Genomic DNA, 19,772 nt, shown 5'->3' with positions numbered 1-19,772 from the left:
CGCTATCCGAACACGGAGTCGCCCGGCCCGCGCACCGTGCGGGTGCACGGGGCGACGACCTCGACGACGAGCCGCTGCCGGCCGTGGAGCAACGTGACGTTGACACGGTGGCCTGAGCCGCTGTCCGCGGCCAGGGACACGCTCTCCCCCGGTGTCCCCGCCAGCTTGAGCCAGCCCTGACTCTGGAACGTCGCGTCCAACCGGTCGACAGCGGCGGTGAGCTGCTCCTCCGGGACGCCGTCGATCTGCCAGCGATGGCGGGCCGTGCACACCGTCGTCAGACCCTTGGACCAGCAGTCGGCGCAGGTCACCGAGGACACCGCGTTGCCCTCGTCCATCCTGCCCCGCACGCCGAGGCCGTCCAGGACCCGGCTGGAGAAGGAGTAGAGCTCCTGCACCATGGCCGGATCGGGCGTCACGTCCGGGACCGGCTGGGCCTGGGAGAGAGCGGCCTCCATCTCGGCCTGCTCCTCCGTCGCCCAGTCCAGGGTCCGGACGATCGTCGCGAAGAGCTCCGAGTAGAAGTCCCAGTCCTCCATGCAGGGCGTGGAGAGCTCGAACGCCAGCAGGTCCGCGTCGTTGGGCAGCGGGATGTAGACCTGGATCTGTCCGCGCGGCACCTCCAGGGGCTCGCCGGTGGGAGAGGCCTCGGCGGCGAGAGTGAAGGGGGCCTGGCCGATGCGTACGACGGCCCGGGCGTCGCCCTTGCCGGAGGGCAGGGTGCTGATCCGGACGTCGTCGTCGGGATAGGCCCGCTGCAGGCCGGTGAGGGCCTCCGAGAGCACGTCCTCGGCGGTGATGTCGTGCAGCGGCATGCGGTAGACGGCGACGGTGGCGGTGCTGGGGCGGCCGTCGAAGTCCAGGTTGCAGAAGCCCGCGTACACCGCTCCGGCGTCCCGCAGGTCGTCGAGGATGCCGGCGTAGGTGACGAACATGCGCAGCCGGTCCTCGTCCGTGCCGCCCGGCAGGACCTCCTGGACCGTCGCGTAGAGCTGCTCGCCCGCCTCGTCGACGTCGTCCGTCCCGAGGGGGAGTTCGTGGAAGAACGGCGGGACCACCCATCCCACGTGGAGCCCTGGCTTCTCCGCCTCCGTGGCCGGGGCGGCGGTGGTGAGTTCGGTCATGATGCTCAGGCCGCCAGGGTCTGGTGGAACTTGTCACCCGAAGCGGGCCACGGCATCGTCGTGACCTCGGGGGTGGGCCGGGGCTGACCGGTGGCCGGGGCCGGCTGGGTCGAGACCGCGGGCTGGCTGCTGCCGCCGTCGTCCCCGCCGGAGAGCAGGTGGCCGAGGCCGAAGCCGGTGGAGAAACCCTTGACGCCGCCGGTGATGAGCGACGGGTCGACGGCCTTGCCGAACTTGCCGAGGCCCCAGTTGATGACCTTCGTGCTCATGGGGTTCTTGATCTGGTTCATCATGGTCCTGGCGCCGGAGGCGATCGCCCCGGCTTCCCGCGCTCCGGTGAAGAGCGCCTTGCCTCCGGAGAACAGCGCCTTGCCCGCGCCACCGACACCGGGGATCACACCGAGCGCGTCGAGGCCGACCTTCCACATCGGGGCGCCGCCCATCCAGTGTCCGGCCATCGCCGCGCCGGCGAACGCCACCGAACCCGCGCCCAGGATGGCCGAGGCGACCTGACCGCCGACCGGAATGACGTTGACGACGATGGCGGCGGCGGCGAGCGCGGCGGAGATCGTGGAGAACAGGTCCGCGTTGTCGATCAGGAAGTTCTTGAAGCCGTCCCAGGCGCCCTTCAGACCGTCCGTGATCTTGTCCCAGACGCTGATGTCCGGCGGCCGGTTGTTCGCGGCCTCGCGGATGGCCTTCTCGGCCTTTCCGGCCTGTTCCTCCCAGTACTTGCGCAGCGCCTCGCCGTTCTCGATGAGGAGCTTGAGGTCGGTGGCGGCGTCCTGGGCGGCTCGCGAGGCGGAGTCGGCCTCCTCCGAGAGGGCCTTGGCCTGCTGCTCGGTGAGCTGCTGGAACTGAGCGCCCTCGATCTTGACGTTGACCTTGTCGACGTCGGCGTTCTTCTGGTCGAGCCGCTTACGGGCCTCGACCGCGCGCTCCTCGAGGTTCTTGGCCTGGCGCTGCATGGTCTCGAGTTCGTCGTGCCAGCCCTTGAGCGCCCTGGAGCAGGCGTTCATCGATTCATGGCCCTGCTGAAGGTACTTGGGCAGTTCGCCGACCTTCTCCTGGAACTTCTTGGCGGCCTCGCCGTCCCAGATCCCGTCCGTCTTGCCGATGCCCACCAGCATCTCGCGCATCTCGTCGAGCTCGTCGCCGACCGTCTTCACGTCGTACGCCAGTGACTCGATCGTGTGCAGGTCGCCCTTGGCCGGATTGAACGTCAGTCCGGGCCAGTTGGGGTCGTCGAACATTCCCATCGTCTTCTCCCCGTTGCGTGCGTATGCGTGTGCGTGTGCGAGTAGTCGGAGCGGTGGTGCGGGCTACTTCTGACTGAAGCCCTTCTGCAAATCCTGGTCGGTCGACTGGTACGCCTCGAGCGTCTTCTGCAGTCCCTCGTGCAGCTGCTTGGCGCCGTCGGCGATCCGCTTGATGCCGTCGCCCCAGTCGTCCTGGAAGTCGTCGCAGGCGTTGTCGAGACCGTCCGTGCCCAGGCCCTTGGGACCGACCTTGTTCAGCCGCTCCTGGGCGCCACGCATGCGGTCGTCCACCTGGTCGAGCCTGTTGATCAGGGTCTTCATACGATCGACATCGATCTGGAAATCCGCCATCGCCGTGTGCCTCCCCGTAGCGTGATCAGTGATCGCCGGTCAGACTATCGGAGCGGCAACTTCGGGCCTACCTGACGGTGTTCGCTGTCGCCAACTTGTGGCATGCGCATGCTAGGCGCGGTCCCACACGTGCAGGACGGCCTGCGCGTATGCCAGCCGGTGGTCCAGCCGGGAGGACGCGAGACGGTACTTACGGCCCGTCTGGTACTCGATGGCGGTTTCCGGCCCATCTGACGGGCGCCACCGCGTCCACGTCGGGGGCTCCATCTCCCAGGCGGCTTCCTTCTTCGCCTCGTCCTTCTCACCGAGGAGCAGCCAGATCGCTCCCTGAGCGGCCATGACCGCCCAGCACACGAAGTACAGGGGGGAGATCAGCACGAACACCGTCCACGCCTTGCGCGTCCCGACCTCGGCGGCCAGCGGTTCGCCGCCCTGAGCGGGCTGCACGCTCCAGTGCACGCGGCGCGGCCAGGGCAGGGTCCGCCCGCCGCGCCGGGTGATCCGGCCGATCGGGGCGCCGTCACCGCCGTAGACCTCGTAGACGCCCTCGCCGACGGACCGCACCGAGCTGAGCGGTTCGCCGTTCGGGCCGCTCACGGTGAACGGCGGCCGCGCCTGGCGCCCGCCCTTGGGGGCGTCCTGGGGGACGTGGACGTACGCGAGCGGTTCGCCGTTCGTGCCGGGGCCGGCCTGCCGGATGGTGACGGTCTGCTCCCCCGGCTTGACCTTGTCGTACTTGTGCAGCCGCTTGTTGGGGACCGCGATGACGGTCTCCGCCGGAGCGTGGGCCTGCCCGTACGGGTCCGGGGTCTGCGGTGGGTACTGCGGCTGCCCCGGTTGCTGGGCCTGCGAGGCCCATTCCTGGCTGCTGTGGTTCATGGCCGCCCAACTGTCGATGAGGTTGACGATGACGATCGACAGACTCTCAAAGGTGGGTCGGTGATGTCGCGGGGCGGTCGGTGTCAACCGGTCCTGGGACGACTCGTCCACAGAACGTCCACGAGATTTCCTCGTTGGCTTTCAGACCCGGGTCGGGGCGCCGGGGCCCCAGATCTACCCGCGAGCGTTGAAGCGTGCCTGCCACAGGTCGCGGAGCAGCGCGATCTCCGCCATGTGGTGGATGAGTTCCAGGCTGGACCCCCACAGCACGGAGATGTACGGCTCGTCGGGAGCGGAGCCGTACGGGTACTGGGAGAAGCCGATCGTGTCGAGCTGTTCCTCGGTGACCCGGCCGACGGCTTCGCGCCAGCGGTCGAGCAGGGACCAGAAGCGTTCCTGGGCCAGGGCCGCGGAGGGGGTGAAGTCGACCAACTGGTGCGGATCCGTGCGGCGTTCGCCGAAGGTCCACTCCCACTCGCCCGCGAAACAGGAGTGCAGATGCCCCAGTCGCCAGGCGATGGTCGTGACCGCCGTGATGTCGGGTACCACCGGGCCGGTGTGGGCGAGGACCTCCTCGACCCGTTCGACGCTCACGCTCCAGTCCTCGGCGATCTTGGCGACGCTCATGCCGTCGGCGGCCTGGCGGGCGACCTCGGCGTACTCGCCCGAGGGGATGTCCGGGGCACCCTTGTCGAGGACCCACTCGCCGGGACCGTACGCCCGGGGCGTCACCGCCTCGCTCCGGCGCCGGATCGACCAGCAGTCGGGGACCGGCTCCCAGAGGTACTCCTCGTCGCCGAGCCCTTCGAGCCGAATCTGCGCCCGCTCCCTGACGCAGTCGAACTGGTCAAGCAGTACGCCCAGTCGGTCGGTCCGTACGCGTCCCGTCTCCATGCCCCGCTCCCCTCACGGTCCCGTCCGGGCGGAGGCTAGCCGCCCGCCCGCGGGAGGCGCGACGGATTTACGTGCCCCCGGGTTCCGTTCGGAAAGGTATGCGCCAACTGAGCCTCGGATCAGGTCATGTGACGCCGGGTGAACTTGTTCTCATGATCCGATCAAAGTTACGTTTCCCCAACTAACTTTCGAACGGGGGTCCTTGTGGGTGTAGTCCTGCCGAGCGAGCTGGATGCGGCCCTGGACCTGATAGGCATCAGCTGGCCCAACGTCGACGAGGACGACTACCGCGACATGGCCCAGGCCATGCGGGAGTTCGCCGACGACATCGAGGACGGCGCCGCGGACGCGCACCAGGCGATCACCGATCTGATCGGCGGCAACGAGGGCCTCGCGATCCAGGCGCTGGAGAAGCACTGGGACCTCGTCAAGGGCAAGCATCTGACCAACCTGTCCGAAGCGGGCCGAGTGGCGGCGACCGCGCTGGACGCGGTCGCCGTGCTGATCGAGGGCGCGAAGATCGCGGCGATCGCCCAACTCGGCATCCTCGCCGCGGAGATCGTGGCCGCCATCGCGGCCGCCCCGGTCACTCTGGGCCTGTCGACGCTGGGCGGTATCGCGGGTACGCAGGCCACCCGGATCGCGGTGAAACGCATCTTCCAGGAGGTGTGCGAGGAGATCGCCTCACGGATCATCGAGGTCGCCACCGGTCCGATATTCCAGGCTCTCGGCGCGATGGCGGGTGACCTGGTCCTGCAACTGGGCGGCAACGCCCTGGGGACGCAGAACGGTGTCGACCTCGGCCAGACCGCGAAAGCGGGCCGGGAGGGCCTTGACGACGGCGTCGACAGCCTCAAGTCGGGTGGCGGCATGCAGCTGGCCAGCGCGGGCGGGGGCGCGGGCGGTTCGATGCAGCTGGCCGGAGCGGGCGGGGACGGCGGGTCGAGCAGCGGCGGCGGTGGCGGTGGCGGTGGCGGTGGCGGTCAGTTCAGCATGGACCTGGAGTCCTACGACCGCGCGGGCAACGGGCTCAAGAGCGCGGGCGGCAAGATCCGCGACGGGGCCGGCAGCAAGCTGACCCGCGCGAAGTCCTCGCACGGCCGCGCCCGGGGCAAGGATCCGCTCACCAATCTCCTCGACCCCATGGTCGACGAGCTCATGGAGGGGATCGGAAAGGGCGTCAAGCGCTCCGCGGCCCACCTCGACGAGAGCATGACCAGCGGCCTGAGCAAGATGGCCAAGCGTCACAAGAACAACGACGACGAGACCGCCCTGTCCCTCAGGCAGCTCCAGAAGAGCAATGACGGCAAGACGCCCATGTACCTCATGGGCGACGACGGGACGCTCAGGCGGCTGCGGACGGACGGCGGGACCGACAAGCTGAACCAGGAGGACCGCGACCGCATCGGCCTGAAGCTCGACGGCGACAATGCCGGACGACCGCTGCCGGGCGAACCGAACCTCAAACTCCAGGGCAAGGAGAGGCCGCGTCCTCTCAGCAATTCGACACAGGTGGAACTCGGGAGCACGCCGCTGTCCCAGGCCGTCCAACTGGCCCGCCACTCGGACAAGAGTTACGGCAATCACAAGCAGGTGAACGGGCAGGACAAGTTCGAGAGCAACAACTACGCCGCGGCCCGCTTCAACAGCAACAAACAGGACGACGGCGACTTCATCCTGGTCGCGCGCAGTTCGGGATTCCGTCACTCCGAGCGCATGATCGGCTTCCCGGTTCTACGGGACGGAGCGGGCGGCCGTATGACCGAGCTGTACACGGAACGAGCCCCCTGTTCGTCCGCACCGAACTGCAGCGCGTGGATGCGGGAAAGACTTTCACACGTCGACGTCACCCACAGCATCGATTACGGAAACACAAAGGAATCCAGAGCGCAGGGCAATGCGGAAATGATGGATTATCTGGACCGCCTCAAGGCGAACCGGAACAAATAGCGTACGTGCTAACATCGGGCACTCCTCTCATTCGCAAGGCAGGCAGGTCACTGGATGACACCCCCCATCGACCGGGAAACCCTGGAGTCCGAGTTCGGCCCGGAAGAGCTCACCACGTATTCGGCGGCGGTGGTGGCGAACATCCAGCACGAACCGAGCGCGCGCTTCCTTCGTGACGTCGGCATTCCGGCCCGCCCGAATCCCTGGTTCGACCTGGTGGACGGGACTCCGGAGCAGGTGAGGGCGCTCGGCGGCTGCTACGACGACCTCCGCGAGCGGTGGACCAACCTGCCCGAGGGGGCCGAGGGCTGGCTTCTCCTCGGAATGGTCCCGTACGACGACATCGCTCTGGACGGGGTCACCGGGACCGTTTACTGCCTCCCCGGTGACGAGTCCGAGATCTATACGTTGAACAAGGATCTCAATTCCTTCGCCCATTTCCTGTACCTGCTGGAGAAAGAGCGTCCCCATTACGACTTCGAGTCGGAACAGGAGTCGCTCGACCCAGAGGGAGCGGCGGCCCGCCTCACCGAGCAGATGCGGGAAATCGACCCGGCCGCTCTTGAGGTGCCCAATTCCCGCTGGCACGACATCCTGGAGTATGTCGCCGAACCCGAGGCGAGGTAATGGCGATGAATGACAGCGATATTCGGCGCATCGGAGAGATCACCCTCCCTCTGGCCGTCGGACCGTACTTCGCGACGGCCGAGTCCGACCCGGTCCCGCTTCAGGAGTTCGCCCAGTCCGTCGGCCGTACGGTAGTGCTGGACGAGTGTCGGCAGTGGGCGCGGCTCGGGTCCGACCGCGGGTTCGAGCTCTGCGCCGACCACGAGGGTGTCGTCCGTGCCGTACTCCTCGACTGGGCCGAGGAGTCGAGGTTCGTGAACGCGACTCCCGAGGCGTTCGCCCAGTCGCTCGGCGCGCTCGACCAGTCCCTCGCCGCGATCCTCGGCACCGATGTGCCGCAGGAGGCGTCCGCCGCGTACGCGGAGCTGGAGCAGCGGCTGCGGGCCCTCGATTCCCGGGCGTTCGAGGGCCGCGAGCACTGGTGGCCTCTCGTCCTCGACGACATCCGGGACACCGCGAGCGCGGAGTGGTTCACCGCCTTCGAGATCGTGAACGACCGGGGTGAGAAGCAGATCGTCACGCAGGCCGGCGACATCGCTGTCCACCCGGAGGAGCGGTTGTGGGCCCGGCTGCGGGCCGCGGGCGTCGAGCCCGAGCAAGTGCTGAGGATCCACACCGAGTTGGAGGCCTGCTTCATGCCGGGGCACTACTGCTCGTTGTGGCTCGGGCAGGTCTTCCCCGAGGCACAGCTGACCCACAACTTCCCCTACGGGGAGATGGCGGAGTCCCGTGCGGAGGGCATCCGGCAGCTGCGCGAGGCGGCCGCCCGGCAGCCTCAGTAGAGCGAAGACGGATGCAGGACGAGGGGATGCAGCACGCCATGACCGTCGGTGCCATCACTTGGGACATCACCTCCTGGCCGCCGATCGACGAGGAGACACGGCCCTTCGGGCAGCGTTTGCTCGACTGGGGGGCCGACGGAAACGGGGCCGGGCCCCGGCTGTGCCTGGTGCGGGGCGCCGAGGGCAGCGGCAAGAGCCGTCTGCTCGCCTGGTTCCTGGCCGGGACGATCGACCGGCCGGGGATCACCGTCCATGCCACCGTCCCGTCGGAGGGGCTCACAGCCGAGAGCTTCGCCTGGGAGTTGGGGCGGCAGCTCGGCTACGGTCCGCTGTCCCCGGTCCGGCTGCTGGACCAAGTGGCCCTGGACGGGCGGCCTTTGCTGCTCCTCGTACCCGATCTGCACCGGGCCGGGGCGGGACCCGCGGATCTGCCGACGGGGGCGCCCGAGGCCCTGGTCGCCGAGGTGCTGGAGCCGTTGCTGACACTCCCCCATGTGCGTGCGGCCGTTGAGGTGGGCGAATCAGGGCTGCTGACCGCCGACCGCGCAGAGGTCGTCGACCTGGGCGACAGCGCCGGGGCGCCGCGTGCGGGCGAGGCCCCGTACCCGGAACTCCTCGCGGCGGTCCCGCACACCTCCGACGACCGGCCGGACTGGTCCCAGGCGCCCGACGCGGTCCGCCGCCACATCCTCGACGCGGCGCTGCGCGCTGACGACGAAGGGGCCGCCGTACGCGACCTGTTGACCGACCCCGGCTTCCTCGTCCACGGATCTGCCGCCGCGCTGACCGCCGCTCTCGCCGACGCACGCATCCCCGTTCCCGGGCGGCTGCGCGAGGTGTGGAGGCGTGCCGCACCCGAACTGACGGCGTATCACACCGACAGCGCCGAGCGGGCCGCCCTGCTGCACACCGCCGCCGTGGGCACGGACCCGGCGCTGACCGAGTACCTTCAGCCCCTCGCCGAGCGCCATTGGTGGACCGCGGTGTGGGCCCGGCCCGGCCTCGCGGCGATCGCGCTCGCCCTGGTGCCGGGCGAGGAGCGACGGGTTCTGGCGGCCGACGCCACGGGGCGGCCGCGGATCTACGACCTGGTCAGCGGTGCGTCGGCCGGGGCTGTCGGCGGGGGTGCCGGTTCCCCGTCATCCTTCGTACGACCGCGCTCCGTCGCCCCGCGCGACGCCCGCTCGGTGCTGATGTTCGACCGGTCCGACGCGCTGCTGCCGCTCGTGCCCGAGGACGACCCGACCGCCGCGATCGTGCTCGGGCACATCGCCGAGCACCATGGTTCGGCTGCCCTCGCCGAGGAGGAGTCCCAGGTCAGCGCGCTCGGCAGCGGTGGCCCGCAGAGGCCGTACGCCGTCGTCGGCGACCGGAGCGGCGCGGTTCACGTGTGGTCCCTGAGCGAATATCAGGATACTCCGCGCTCCTGCCACGTCCACGAACAGCCGGTCACCGCCGCCGCCTGCGTCGGCACCGCCGACGGACTGACCCTCACCTTCAGTGCCGCGTCGGACGGCTCGGTGCGGCTGTGGGAGACGGCCTCCGCGGAGCCGATGCCCGTCCCGGTACAGCAACGTCGGTATCTGGTCACCGCCCTTGCCGCGGCCGACACCCCGGTCGGTCCGGTGCTCGCCGTGGCCTGGAGCGACGGTGAGCTGCACCTGTGGCACGTGCTCTCCGGCGAGGTGCGCGTCCTGCCCCTGCTGCGGCCGTGCGATGCCCTCTCGCTCACCCCCGGGGGCCTGCTCCTCATCGGGGATCCCGAGGGTCTGTACGCGGTACAGCTGCGTCTGGACGCGCTCCGGGAGCTGTGAGACGCCCTATCCGAAGGGGCTCGCGGCGACGGGGGCACTCTTCGGGACCGGGCCCGGCGTCGGGGCCGTGAAGGAGATCCCGGCGGCCACCAGCGTGGCCAGTTCCAGGAACTCCTCCTCCGCCTCGAAGATCTCGGTGGACAGGGACACCACCACCGCCTGCGGGATCCGCGGAAACGCGAGGTGGAACGTGGCGGTGCGGACGGCCGAGGTGCTCTCGCCCTCGACGCCGAACAGCGTTCCGGGGACTGTGACGGCCTGATCCGCCACCACGACGGCGGCGAGCCCCGACGGCAGTTCGACGACCGCCTTGTGGCTGTCCGGCTGGTCCGGGTGGGCGCGCAGCGCGCTGTGCGGGTAGAGGTGAGGGTCGCCCGCGGGGCGGTCGGTCACGGAGATCTGGCAGATCCCCGTGAGGAGCAGGTCGTCGTCCGTGCGCAGGACGAAGGAACTGAAGTGGACCAGTCCGTCCTCGACCAGTCGGCCCAGTGCGGCCTCGAAGCCGAGGGCGCTCGCGACCAGTTGGCCGGTCGTCGCGTCGGGGCACAGCTCGGCCAGCGCGGTGTAGTGGGCCTCCATGCGCACTTCGGGATCGGCCCAGAGATCCACCGGCCGGAAGCCCTCCGGCAGGGTGTACCAGAGGGGCAGGGGCCGGCCACTGTCGGCGGTGGCCATCACAGGGCCCTGGCCACGGCGAAGATCTTCTGGAGGGGTTCGACGGCGAGCCCGCCCGCCATGACGCCGTCGCCCGCGACGGTGGCGTTCGTGGCGGGGGTCGCCCACGCGTCGGTGTAGTGGGGGTCGAGGGTGATGGCCGTGGGCAGGGCGAGGGCTCCCGTCGTCACCGCTTGTGTCACGTCCGCGGCCATCGCGCCGGCGGCCTGCGAGGAGCCGAGCTTCGCGGCGGCCCACTCGACGGGCCTGGCGACGAGCGGGTTGGAGGGGTCCGCCGCCTTCGCCGCCCAGTTGAAGGCCTCACCGCCGCTCTTCACGGCCTGCGAGACGGTGGCCCCGGTGCGGGCCAGCGTCTCGGCTCCCCGGGCCGCCTCGAACGCGGTCCTGCCTCCCTCGATGGCTGCCTTCGTACCGTCGATGGCGGGACCCACGCCCGGGACGGCACCGAGCAGGTCGCCGCCGAGCGTGGCCCACTCGCTCAGGTTCTTCGACGTCGGCGGCCACATGTCCTTGCCGCTCCGGACGTACTGGTAGGTGTGCTGGGCCGCCGCGGCGAGGCTGAGGCCGATGGCGAGGGGCGCGAGGACGGGGCAGAAGATCGCGGCGATGCCGACGACCGTTGCCGCTACGGTCAGCAGATCGCCGCCGTGCTCGTTCCACCAGTCCTTGAACTTCTCCCAGGCCCCGCCCTCGGGGGCGTAGTCGCTGGCGTGCCTGCGGATCGCGTCGGCGTACTCCTGGGCCCGGTCGCCGTGCTGGGTCTCCAGCTTCCTGGCGTCGTCGATCAGGTCCTGGAGCCGGTTGCGGGCGCTGTTCAGCGTCCTGCCCGCGCTGTCGAGCCGTTCGTTGGCACCGTTCAACCGGGCCTGGGCGTCGTCCAGTTGCGCCTTGTCGGTGAACATCCGGCCGGCCAGTCGCAGATCCGGGTCGGACCGGGCGCTCTCGTAGTCCCGCTCCGCCTGGTCGGCCTTCCTGCGCGCCTCCTCGGCGTCCGCCTCGTAGTGGCCGGCCCTGACTTTCAGATCGTGCAGGGTGTCGCTCCACCTGGCTATCTCGCCACCCGCGGCTTGGAGGGAGTCATGGGCGCGCTGGAGGTAGTCGGGGAGGTCCGTCACCTTCTGGGTGAACGCCTTGGCCGCCTCCCCCGACCACCAGGTGCTCTCCTTGGAGAGGGAGTCCAGCAACTGGTGCGTGGTCTGCAGGGTTTCGGCGGTGTGCAGCAGACTGTCGGAGAGGTCGGTCGCCAGGTGGGGGTGGCCGGGGGTGGGGTTCCAGCCGAGGCCGCTCCAGTCGTCGCTCACTGCGCCACCCCTGGGGTGTGGGCTCCGGTGTGCGCGAACGCGCCCTGGATCTCCTGCTCGGTCTGCTCGTACGCCTTGATGATGGCGGGCAGGGCCTCGTTGAGGACCTTGATCCGTTCCCGCGTCTTGCCGAGCCCGAACTCCCAGCTCTCCTGGAAGTCCTCGCATGCCTTGTCGAGCACGCGCTTGCCCAGGTCCTTCGGCCCGGTGTCCTTCATCCGGCGCATCGCCTCGTCGAGTTGTGACTCGCTGTCCTCGAGCTTTTTCTTCAGCCTGCGCAGTTCATCGAGACTGACCTTGAAATCGGCCATGTTCCTTCCCCCGTATTCCGTCCGAGACCTTGTGCTTCAGTCGGAGACCCGTGCGTCAGTCCTGCGCTTCAGTCGGAGACACGGCGCAGGAAAAGCCACATTCCCTTGGTGCCGTGGGTCTGCCGGGTGAATCCCTCTTCGGCGGCGAGGGCTTCGGCCTGCCCGACCGAGATCCCCGGATAGCGGGCCGGATTGACGCGGATGTGCCCGCGGACGTTCGGGGCGCCGTTCCGGATCTCCCCGCGCAGTTCCTCGCGCAGTTGCTCGGCCGGGACCTTCCTGCGCTTGCGGCGCGACGACCATGCGATCAGGAGGTTCACGAGCACCAGCGCGGCGATGCCGGCACCGATGGCCCCGAGGGCAACCGGGCTGACGGCGCCGCCGGGCGGGGCCGCGAGCAGAACACCGGCCATGGGCATCGAGGGGGAACCTCCGGGTGACAACAGCAGAGGGCCCGCACCTTAGCGACTCTTTTCGTTCGCACGTCTGCCCATGGAGGGACGACCCGGCACATCACGGCGCCCGCCGCGCCGCCGCATAAGCGCTGGTCCACGCCTTGACTTCACGCATTCATCACATGCGTTCACCGGGCCACCCCGCGAGTCCCACCTCACCGACACTGGCCCTTTCCGCGTGGATCACCATCTTTTTCCGCCCGGATGAGCAAGGGATGGGGGCGGCATCGACCAGAACCGGCGTACTTGTAGGGTGACATGAGCATTACGGGGGAGCTGTTGATCACTTGAGCGTCATGTTCCATTTCTCTGCGGGCTCCCCCACGTCATCGAGACTCATGGGGGACCGGGTTCATGTCGTACCCTCCGCCGCCCGGAGGGCCGGGCGGCACGTATCCACAGGGGCAGGGAGGGTGGGCCCCACAGCAGCCGCAGCAGCCGCAGCAGCCGCAGCCGGGTGGCGTGCCCTACCCGCCCCAGGCCGCGCCAGGTCACTACGGCTATCCGCCGCAACCGCCCGCCACGGCTCAGGGCTGGCCCGCGCCGCCCCACATGCCGTACCCGCAACCGCAGCCTCCCGGTGGATCCGGCGGTGACCGGGGCGGGAGCGGCCTGAAGAAGGCCGTCATCGGTGTGGTCGTCCTGGCCGTGCTCGCCGTTCTCGGCATCGGCGGGCTCGCCGCGTACCAGGCCTTCGGCGGCGGCGCGTTGCCCACCGCGGCGGGCAACGCGCAGGGCGAGCAGCTGCTGAGCGCCAAGGACATCCAGGAGCTGCTCGACGGCCGTAGTCAGGCGTTGAGGAGCGGCGAGGAGGACACGTATCTCGCCCCCTTCACCGGCGAGGCCAAGGACACGCAGAAGAGTCTCTTCGAGAATCTGCGCAAGATCCCCTTCGCGCAGGCCGAGTACGCCATCCTCAACACGACGGGCACGAGCACCGACGAGTACGGCGACGGGGCCTCGGTCGCCCTCGACGTCGCCTTCGTCCACAAGATCCAGGACGTGGACGTCCGGCCGGTGTCCGAGTGGTACCGGTGGATCATCAAGCGGGAGTCGAAGGACGCCGAGCCGCGGATCACCAAGGTGGGCCCCGCGCCCGGCGCCTTCGGTGCCAAGAGCTATGTGTTCTACCCGGCTCCCTGGGACCTCTACGACGACATGCACGTCGTCAAGAAGGCCCACACGCTGACGATCTCGGACAAGAAACACGCCGCCGACACGGACCGCTACGCGCCGTACATCGAGAAGGCGGCGAAGGACGACATCGAGCTGTGGAGGGCGAACGGCCCCGAGGACACCGAGACGCCCACGGGTTTCGTGACGGTTCTCGAACCCGACCGCAAGACCTACTCCTCCCTGTACGGCTCGCAGTCCGTCGACTGGGAGGCCGGGCAGAGCGTGGCGATGCCCACCTTCGACGCCGGGTTCGGCGGTGACGAGAAGGACCTGGAATACGGCGGTGCCCGGGTCAAGATGGACATGTCCGGGAACCGCTTCACCAACGCGACGTACTGGCCGAAGCTCGTCCAGGAGATCTCCCACCACGAGTTCGCGCACGCCGTCGTACAGCCGCTGGAGGCCGCCTCCGGCGGGTTCGCCGCCGAGTCCCGCACCCGCTGGTGGGTCGTCGAGGGTTTCGCCGACTATGTGGCGTTCCGCTTCGACAGTGAGCTCGGCGCGTGGACCATCCGCAACGACGTCACCGGCAAGGAGTTCAGCGGCACGCTGCCCGAGGATCCCGGGGCCGGGGACGAGGTCTCCACGAACTACACGGTCAGTTACCTGGCCATCCGGTTCATGGCCGAGAAGAACGGCGAGGCCGCGGCTCTTCGGTTCGTCACCGACCAGTACCGCCACCCCGGTCAGCTCGACCAGCAGCTGCGCGAGGCCACGGGCATGGGGGAGAGCGAGTTCCAGGCCGCCTGGGCGGGTTACGTGAGGAGCAACAGCTGATGAGTACAGACGGCAGTCAGGGCTCCGCCGGCCCGTACGGGCAGCAGCCTCCGCCCGTCCCCCCGCCGGGTTACGGGTACCCGCGGCAACCCCCGGCACCGCCGCAGGGTCCGCCACCGCAGGGTCCGCCACCGCAGCCGTACGGCTATGGGTACGGCGGACCGCAGCAGGCGCCCCCGCCGGGGTACGGGGTCCCGCAGGGTTACGGCCATCCGCAGCAACCGGGGCCGCAGGGTTACGGCCATCCCCAGCAACCCGGGCAGCAGGGCTACGGGTTCCCGCCCCAGCCCCCGCAGCCGTACGGGTATCCCGGGCCCGGCGGCCCCGTCGGCCCGGCCCAGCCCGGGAACGCGCGGAAGAAGCCGGTCGGGATGATCGTGCTGCTCGTCATGGCCGTGCTCGTGCTGAGCGGGGCCGGTTTCGGGGCCTGGTACATGCTCGTCGGCTCGGCGAGCAACAACGTGCTGTGGAGCGTGGCCTCCAAGCAGCAGGGCGAGGACGTCGACGCGGCCCTCGGGGCGAAGACGCGGGGCACCTGGTTCACCGACAGGGCGGTGGTCCAGACCCTGCCCAACGGCGTGAAGGCGTACGACCTCGACAGCGGCAAGCAGCTGTGGGCGACGGCACTCCCCGGCGACAGCAGCGAGGCGTGCGTCGCGCCCGAGAACTCCTCCGGCGACATCGGCATCGTCGCGTACGGCGAAGGGAGGGCCTGCGACCACCTCGTGGCCTATGACCTCGGCACCGGAAAGCAACTCTGGGACAAGGATCTCAAGCCGGGTGGCACCACGTCGAAGGACGAGGTGTCGGTGGCCCGGGCCGGCGATGTGGTCGTCGTCAACGCCGCGAAGGTGACGCTGGCGCTGAAGGCGACCGACGGCACCACGGCCTGGGACCCGAAGAAGTTCGCGACACAGGACTGCGGCGCCGGCGAGTTCACCGGCGGCAAGGCACTGATCCGGGTGCGCGGCTGCCAGATCAGCGACTTCGACGACCCCGACTGGGGCCAGAACTGGGACGAGGTCTCGCTGGTCGACCCGGCCACCGGACAGGCGCGTTGGACCTACCACCACAAGGTGCCCAAGGACAGCTTCGGCGAGATCGAGGGCCGCGACGTCGTCTCGACCTCTCCCGTCGTCCTCATCCGGCACGGCGACGACGGGGAGGTGCTCTTCTCCCTCGACGACGAGACGGGCAAGGTGCGCAGCCAGTTCTCCCCCGCCGTACCGTCCGAGTACGTCAGGACCGACGACTCGCTGGGCGGCCCCTGGTCGGAGGCGGGCGCTTTGGGCGACACCTTCGTCATCGATGTGACCGGCGAGAAGAGCAAGGAGCTGCTGGCCGCCTACGACCTGGACAGCGGCAAGCAGCTGTGGAAGACCGACGCGGTCGAGTTCAGGTCGTTCTATCCGCTGCCCGCGGCCGGAGGTGACCGGATCCTCGCGTACAAGACCACAAACGACAACGACAAGGGCCCCGAGCTGGTGGAGTTCGATGCGAAGGACGGTTCGACGAAGACCGTCGTCGAGTACCCGGAGGACGTCCACAAGGGCATGTCGATATGGGCCCGGCCCTACTGGCACGAGGGCCGACTCTATGTGTCCGAGCCGAACCCTTCCGCCGTCTACGGGGAGACGCCGTACACCCTGGTGGCCCTCCCCACCACGGACTGACCGAGGGGCTGTGGTCCCCAGAAGGCTCCCGTCGCCCGCGTACCGGCGACGGGAGCCTTCTGTCCCGATCGGTACCGCGCGGCGGGCCTCGTCGGCCCGGAACAGTCCCGGCTGCCGGTGGGGTGCGGGTCGTAGATCCAGTACCGGGAAGCGAGTTGGGCCAGTAGCGGGACGGGGACGACGCAATCGGCGGCCGTGGCGAGGGCTTCCGGGCGGGGTCCGGGCGCCTCCGCCGACCCTTCACACGCGTCCCTACCGCCGAACCCGCCGCCATCGCAGCCACAGGGCGGCTACCACCCGCATCTGCAGCCCGCTCAGCCGCAGCAGCAGCCGGGGTTCGGCCCGTCGTCCGTCCCCGGGCATCCGCCGACACACCCTGCACCTGCGTTCAAGCCGCCGCAGTCCCTCGGGCAGCGCCTGGCCATCGGCGGCGGCCCGGTCGGCGCGATCGTTCTCGGCCAGGGCGCGGCAACAACGGTGCCGGGAGCGGCGGAGCCGTCATCGCCGCGCTCGGCGCCTTCCTCGGCTACGTCAACGCCGTCCCGCTGGTCTTCGCCGTGGAGGAAACACCGAAGGCCGCGTTCGACCTGCCTTGCGGGGAGACTGGCTCAGCCCGGCTTGGCCTGGTGCTCGCGGCGGCTGCGGCGTGTGGCCTCTGCTTTGTGGTCAGCAAGAGGCACCGGCAGGCGTGACGGCTTCGGCCATCGGTTGAAGGCCTGGGTGTACTTCGATCGTTCCGGGAGTCACGCAGTGGGCTGCGACGACGCCGCGTCCCCGTTGCGGTCGCAGTCACCGATGCGCCCCATCGCCTGCACCGTGAAGCCGACTGCAGTGGCCAGGACACCCGCCAGGGCGGTCCACCACCGCCAAGCCCCACCGTCCGGGACGAGCAGCAGGGTGGCCAGGCAGCCGAACGCCACCGCGAATCCGACGACTCCCGGTACGGATGCCGTCACGAGCCAGCCCGCTCCGAGGTCGAGCATCCGGACCCGGCGTTCGGGGTCAGGGCGCGCGGGTTCAGTGAGCCCTTCCGCTGCGATCCGCTCGACTGCCTGGATCGGGATCATGCCCGGCAACTGCCAGCCGTCGTCACCCACCAGCTCGGCGAGCATGTCACGGCGTCGCCTCTGGAGGGGGTGCCAGAGCAGCCAGCCATGCGCACCGGACAGCGCTTCTCCCGCTGCCTCGAGTCCCATCTGGGACTGGAAGGGAACTTCCTGACCGCAGCCTTCCAGCACAAGGCACTGAAACCTCCGGGTGTTCTCCCGACGCTTCTTCTCATCGGCCGCTTCCGGGCTTCCGGGCGGGGGCGTTTCGGTGTGTTCCTTGGTGCCGGCGACCGCGACTCGCAGGGAATGCCAGTCGGGGGTGACCGTGCGGGCGGGGCGCCGGATGCTTTCAGTCAGCCACCAGCCGATGAGGGCAGCGAGGGTCGCCAGGCCCCAGAAGGGCCCGATCACCACCATGGTGTCGAACTCCACAGCCCGTCCGGCAAGTTGGCGCTCCACCTCGTCGAGCCGGTCGTCCCCGACGGCGCCGAGCTCGGGCCGCCCCGGGACGGATGCCACGAACAGTTCGCTGCCGATCCCCTGGCGTCGATTGGTGTTCGCCCGGAAGGTCACGGGCACGCCACCCTCTCCGGCAGACGAGGGAAGCAGGACTGTGTAGTCAGCCGTGGCGGAGGAGCGGGGGCCACTGCCTGCCTCCTGGTTCTCGATCTTCACGATGGGATGCCGCTCGATCACCGCACCCTCCTGGGCCAGCACCGCACTCGTGCCCGTTCCCCGTGCGTCGGCGGCGGCGAGGGTCACCCAGAGAGCCACCAGTGTGAAAGCGGTGACCACCGTGCCCCCGTAACGGACGGTCTGCCAGCGTGCACCGCTCAGCCGCCGAGGCACGGCGCCTTCGCCGAGCCCTGGGGACACCGAGGCTGTCCGCACTGCCCATTGGTACGTCTCGCTGCGGGACCGACCGCCGTCGCGCAGCACCGCCACCAACCAGATCGCCAGGGACGCGGCGAGCAGAATCAGCGAGCACCACAGAACAGCCGTGCGCGCCGGTGCGGCGCCCTGGAACAGCCAGGCGGCGGTCAGCGCCGTGAGAGCGAGCGGGACGGCCACGGTGACGAACCGCCCGCAGCGCGGGAAGGGACGGAGGTCGTTCACGCCCTTGTCCAGGGTCCACCTACCACTCATCCGAACGCTCCGTACCGCTGAGGGTCGGGCCGATTCCGCAGGACCTCGGCAGCTGCGCCCGCACTCTTCCGCGTGTCCTCGGCCGCACCGGGTCGGGCCTCTTCCTCGTCCGCGTTGGGATCGCCATTGACGGCCGCGTCGCTGTGCTTGGAGATGTTGCCGCCCGCGCCGAGAGCGAAGCCGATGGGAGCGTTGGTGGCCACATCCCCCGCCAGGTTCCGTGCCGCAGAGAGCGTGCGCCCGTCCGTGGCCCGGTGAACGGCCGTGCTCCCGGCTCCACCAGCGAGTCCTCCGGCGACTGCTCCGAGCGCCATCTGCGACGCGTCGAACCGCTCTCCGCTGCGAATGTTGTGGACGGTGTCACCGGCAACGGAGGAGAAGGCCCCCAGCGTCACACCGTCGACAGCGGTCGCGGCCATGCCCCCGTCGAACTGCGAGGCCAGACGACCCGCTGCGAACTTGCCGCCGAAGGCGCCCACAACACCGTTGAGGGCATTGCTCTTGAACTCAGGGTCATCGCCGGTGGCCAAGCTCGTTACGACACCGGAACCCGTCCCGGCAGCCCACTGCACACCCAGCTCGACGCCCAGGCTCAGCCACTGCCGGCCCCTCACACATGTGCGAATGCTCTGGAACGCACGGGCCGCAGCCGCCAGCAGTCGCCCCAACTTCGTGGCCGCATCCACGGCCTGCGCCCCCAACCGCACCGCATTCGCCGCCCCGGCCGCCGCCGAGAACCCGACGGTGACGAAGGAGAGCAGGACGGACGCACCGATCGAGACGCCGATCTCGAGGTAGATCTTGTGGATGTCGGCATTGATCTCCTCGATGTGGTCGGCCGCCTCCTCGAGCCCCCTCGCTGCCTCCTCGAAGAGCGGCAAGGTCTCCTCAACCCCGTGCCCAACCCTCTCCCAGTGCTCGCGGAATGCCTCCGCGGACTCACCCCGCCAGTGCTCACCCAGCCTCACCTGCACCTGCCGGTCGAGCGCGGAGTACACCTCCTCCAGCTCTTCCCCCATCGCCCGCCAGCCCTTGGCCGCGGCCCGCAGCACATCTGGACGGCCACCGGGATTCACGACCTCGATCCCGGCCTCGTAGACCTTCTCGGCGACGCTCTCCTCGCTCATCCCTTGCCGCCCTTGAACAGATCGGCGAGAGCATCGTCAGCCGCCTCGGAGTTCTTCGCATTGCCCCTGAGTGCCTGCCCCACCTCATCGAGATGCCGCGCGAGTTCCCCAAGCGATACGGCCATCTCCGCGGCCAACTCGACGTAGGCCGCCGTAACCTCCTCCGACTCCGTCAGGAACCCGAAGCCGTCGTGGATCTGCTCGTCCCCCGTCCCTCCTTGAAAGTTCTTGACTGCGCTGGCCAGGTCGTACGCCCGCGTTCCGAAGGCGTTCCCCAGCTCTGCCAGCTCTTGCGGTTGTAGGTAGAAGTCACCGGACACGCGACGCTCAACCTCGCGTCCGCCCAAGAGTCACGCGCTTGCACACGATGGGGGTACGCAGGCCGAGTGCCACGCCCGCCGC

Annotated in this window: 18 protein-coding genes; 6 read left to right on the top strand and 12 right to left on the bottom strand. The window is 69.5% G+C overall.

The window, feature by feature from the left end:
* Positions 1–2 precede the first annotated feature (2 nt).
* The 5 genes from AQJ46_RS30605 to AQJ46_RS30585 all read right to left on the bottom strand — a co-directional run bounded on the left by AQJ46_RS30605 (position 3) and on the right by AQJ46_RS30585 (position 4,507).
* Entirely contained in the window at positions 3–1,124 is a 1,122-nt protein-coding gene (locus AQJ46_RS30605) for a hypothetical protein (protein ID WP_059208618.1), read from the bottom strand.
* A gap of 5 nt (positions 1,125–1,129) precedes the next feature.
* Complete coding sequence (locus tag AQJ46_RS30600) at positions 1,130–2,383, bottom strand: putative T7SS-secreted protein (protein WP_057616773.1); 1,254 nt, start codon at positions 2,381–2,383, stop codon at positions 1,130–1,132.
* A gap of 63 nt (positions 2,384–2,446) precedes the next feature.
* A complete protein-coding gene (locus AQJ46_RS30595; RefSeq protein ID WP_057616772.1) occupies positions 2,447–2,734 on the bottom strand; it encodes a hypothetical protein in 288 nt (95 codons plus the stop codon).
* A gap of 111 nt (positions 2,735–2,845) precedes the next feature.
* A complete protein-coding gene (locus tag AQJ46_RS30590) occupies positions 2,846–3,613 on the bottom strand; it encodes a hypothetical protein (protein ID WP_225887421.1) in 768 nt (255 codons plus the stop codon).
* Between the two features lie 174 nt (positions 3,614–3,787).
* Positions 3,788–4,507: a DinB family protein gene (locus AQJ46_RS30585; RefSeq protein ID WP_059208616.1), complete on the bottom strand. Its 720-nt coding sequence runs from the start codon at positions 4,505–4,507 to the stop codon at positions 3,788–3,790.
* Positions 4,508–4,711: 204 nt separating this feature from the next.
* Here AQJ46_RS30585 and AQJ46_RS51335 point away from each other — a divergent pair, with 204 nt between their 5' ends.
* From AQJ46_RS51335 to AQJ46_RS30565, 4 genes are read left to right on the top strand one after another with little or no spacing between them, the layout of a single operon-like run.
* On the top strand, positions 4,712–6,457 hold the full coding sequence (locus AQJ46_RS51335; protein ID WP_063803858.1) for a nucleic acid/nucleotide deaminase domain-containing protein: 1,746 nt from the start codon (positions 4,712–4,714) through the stop codon (positions 6,455–6,457).
* A 54-nt stretch (positions 6,458–6,511) separates the two neighbouring features.
* Positions 6,512–7,084 (top strand): SUKH-4 family immunity protein, encoded by a 573-nt coding sequence (locus tag AQJ46_RS30575; protein WP_059208615.1) that lies wholly within the window; start codon positions 6,512–6,514, stop codon positions 7,082–7,084.
* A 5-nt stretch (positions 7,085–7,089) separates the two neighbouring features.
* On the top strand, positions 7,090–7,866 hold the full coding sequence (locus AQJ46_RS30570; RefSeq protein ID WP_159064071.1) for a nucleic acid/nucleotide deaminase domain-containing protein: 777 nt from the start codon (positions 7,090–7,092) through the stop codon (positions 7,864–7,866).
* Between the two features lie 26 nt (positions 7,867–7,892).
* Positions 7,893–9,680, top strand: a complete 1,788-nt coding sequence (locus tag AQJ46_RS30565) for a hypothetical protein (RefSeq protein WP_059208648.1) — start codon at positions 7,893–7,895, stop codon at positions 9,678–9,680.
* Between the two features lie 6 nt (positions 9,681–9,686).
* Here AQJ46_RS30565 and AQJ46_RS30560 read toward each other — a convergent pair whose 3' ends face one another.
* The 4 genes from AQJ46_RS30560 to AQJ46_RS30545 form a co-directional block, all read right to left on the bottom strand.
* Positions 9,687–10,355, bottom strand: coding sequence for a hypothetical protein (locus AQJ46_RS30560; RefSeq protein ID WP_059208613.1), 669 nt, complete (start codon positions 10,353–10,355; stop codon positions 9,687–9,689).
* On the bottom strand, positions 10,355–11,656 hold the full coding sequence (locus AQJ46_RS30555; RefSeq protein WP_059208612.1) for a putative T7SS-secreted protein: 1,302 nt from the start codon (positions 11,654–11,656) through the stop codon (positions 10,355–10,357). The genes AQJ46_RS30560 and AQJ46_RS30555 overlap by 1 nt, the downstream gene beginning before the upstream one ends.
* Positions 11,653–11,967 carry a hypothetical protein gene (locus AQJ46_RS30550; RefSeq protein WP_057616756.1) on the bottom strand — a complete coding sequence of 105 codons (315 nt, stop codon included), beginning with the start codon at positions 11,965–11,967 and terminating at the stop codon, positions 11,653–11,655. Before AQJ46_RS30550 ends, AQJ46_RS30555 begins: the two co-directional genes overlap by 4 nt.
* A 68-nt stretch (positions 11,968–12,035) precedes the next feature.
* Positions 12,036–12,386 carry a hypothetical protein gene (locus AQJ46_RS30545; RefSeq protein WP_159064070.1) on the bottom strand — a complete coding sequence of 117 codons (351 nt, stop codon included), beginning with the start codon at positions 12,384–12,386 and terminating at the stop codon, positions 12,036–12,038.
* Between the two features lie 498 nt (positions 12,387–12,884).
* Here AQJ46_RS30545 and AQJ46_RS55585 point away from each other — a divergent pair, with 498 nt between their 5' ends.
* The gene (locus AQJ46_RS55585) at positions 12,885–14,375 is read left to right on the top strand and encodes a hypothetical protein (RefSeq protein WP_159064069.1); all 1,491 of its coding nucleotides are present in this window, start codon (positions 12,885–12,887) and stop codon (positions 14,373–14,375) included.
* Positions 14,375–16,048 carry an outer membrane protein assembly factor BamB family protein gene (locus AQJ46_RS30535; protein ID WP_159064068.1) on the top strand — a complete coding sequence of 558 codons (1,674 nt, stop codon included), beginning with the start codon at positions 14,375–14,377 and terminating at the stop codon, positions 16,046–16,048. Before AQJ46_RS55585 ends, AQJ46_RS30535 begins: the two co-directional genes overlap by 1 nt.
* A 743-nt stretch (positions 16,049–16,791) precedes the next feature.
* Here the strand turns inward: AQJ46_RS30535 and AQJ46_RS30530 are convergent.
* The 3 genes from AQJ46_RS30530 to AQJ46_RS30520 are packed head-to-tail and all read right to left on the bottom strand — an operon-like array spanning position 16,792 to position 19,690.
* Entirely contained in the window at positions 16,792–18,243 is a 1,452-nt protein-coding gene (locus tag AQJ46_RS30530) for a hypothetical protein (protein ID WP_059208608.1), read from the bottom strand.
* Entirely contained in the window at positions 18,240–19,370 is a 1,131-nt protein-coding gene (locus AQJ46_RS30525; RefSeq protein ID WP_059208607.1) for a WXG100 family type VII secretion target, read from the bottom strand. Before AQJ46_RS30525 ends, AQJ46_RS30530 begins: the two co-directional genes overlap by 4 nt.
* A complete protein-coding gene (locus tag AQJ46_RS30520) occupies positions 19,367–19,690 on the bottom strand; it encodes a hypothetical protein (RefSeq protein WP_059208606.1) in 324 nt (107 codons plus the stop codon). Before AQJ46_RS30520 ends, AQJ46_RS30525 begins: the two co-directional genes overlap by 4 nt.
* Between the last annotated feature and the right edge of the window lie 82 nt (positions 19,691–19,772).

Source organism: Streptomyces canus, from assembly GCF_001514145.1.
In the GTDB taxonomy this organism is placed as follows: Bacteria; Actinomycetota; Actinomycetes; order Streptomycetales; family Streptomycetaceae; genus Streptomyces; species Streptomyces canus.
Note: the sequence above shows the minus strand (reverse complement) of the source record. Positions and strands in the feature narration are given on the sequence as shown.

Coding starts and splice junctions, on each gene's coding strand:
- AQJ46_RS30605 (WP_059208618.1), bottom strand. CDS start 1,124: ATGACCGAACTCACCACCGCCGCCCCGGCCACGGAGGCGGAGAAGCCA.
- AQJ46_RS30600 (WP_057616773.1), bottom strand. CDS start 2,383: ATGGGAATGTTCGACGACCCCAACTGGCCCGGACTGACGTTCAATCCG.
- AQJ46_RS30595 (WP_057616772.1), bottom strand. CDS start 2,734: ATGGCGGATTTCCAGATCGATGTCGATCGTATGAAGACCCTGATCAAC.
- AQJ46_RS30590 (WP_225887421.1), bottom strand. CDS start 3,613: ATGAACCACAGCAGCCAGGAATGGGCCTCGCAGGCCCAGCAACCGGGG.
- AQJ46_RS30585 (WP_059208616.1), bottom strand. CDS start 4,507: ATGGAGACGGGACGCGTACGGACCGACCGACTGGGCGTACTGCTTGAC.
- AQJ46_RS30575 (WP_059208615.1), top strand. CDS start 6,512: ATGACACCCCCCATCGACCGGGAAACCCTGGAGTCCGAGTTCGGCCCG.
- AQJ46_RS30570 (WP_159064071.1), top strand. CDS start 7,090: ATGAATGACAGCGATATTCGGCGCATCGGAGAGATCACCCTCCCTCTG.
- AQJ46_RS30565 (WP_059208648.1), top strand. CDS start 7,893: ATGCAGCACGCCATGACCGTCGGTGCCATCACTTGGGACATCACCTCC.
- AQJ46_RS30560 (WP_059208613.1), bottom strand. CDS start 10,355: ATGGCCACCGCCGACAGTGGCCGGCCCCTGCCCCTCTGGTACACCCTG.
- AQJ46_RS30550 (WP_057616756.1), bottom strand. CDS start 11,967: ATGGCCGATTTCAAGGTCAGTCTCGATGAACTGCGCAGGCTGAAGAAA.
- AQJ46_RS30545 (WP_159064070.1), bottom strand. CDS start 12,386: ATGCCCATGGCCGGTGTTCTGCTCGCGGCCCCGCCCGGCGGCGCCGTC.
- AQJ46_RS30535 (WP_159064068.1), top strand. CDS start 14,375: ATGAGTACAGACGGCAGTCAGGGCTCCGCCGGCCCGTACGGGCAGCAG.
- AQJ46_RS30530 (WP_059208608.1), bottom strand. CDS start 18,243: ATGAGTGGTAGGTGGACCCTGGACAAGGGCGTGAACGACCTCCGTCCC.
- AQJ46_RS30525 (WP_059208607.1), bottom strand. CDS start 19,370: ATGAGCGAGGAGAGCGTCGCCGAGAAGGTCTACGAGGCCGGGATCGAG.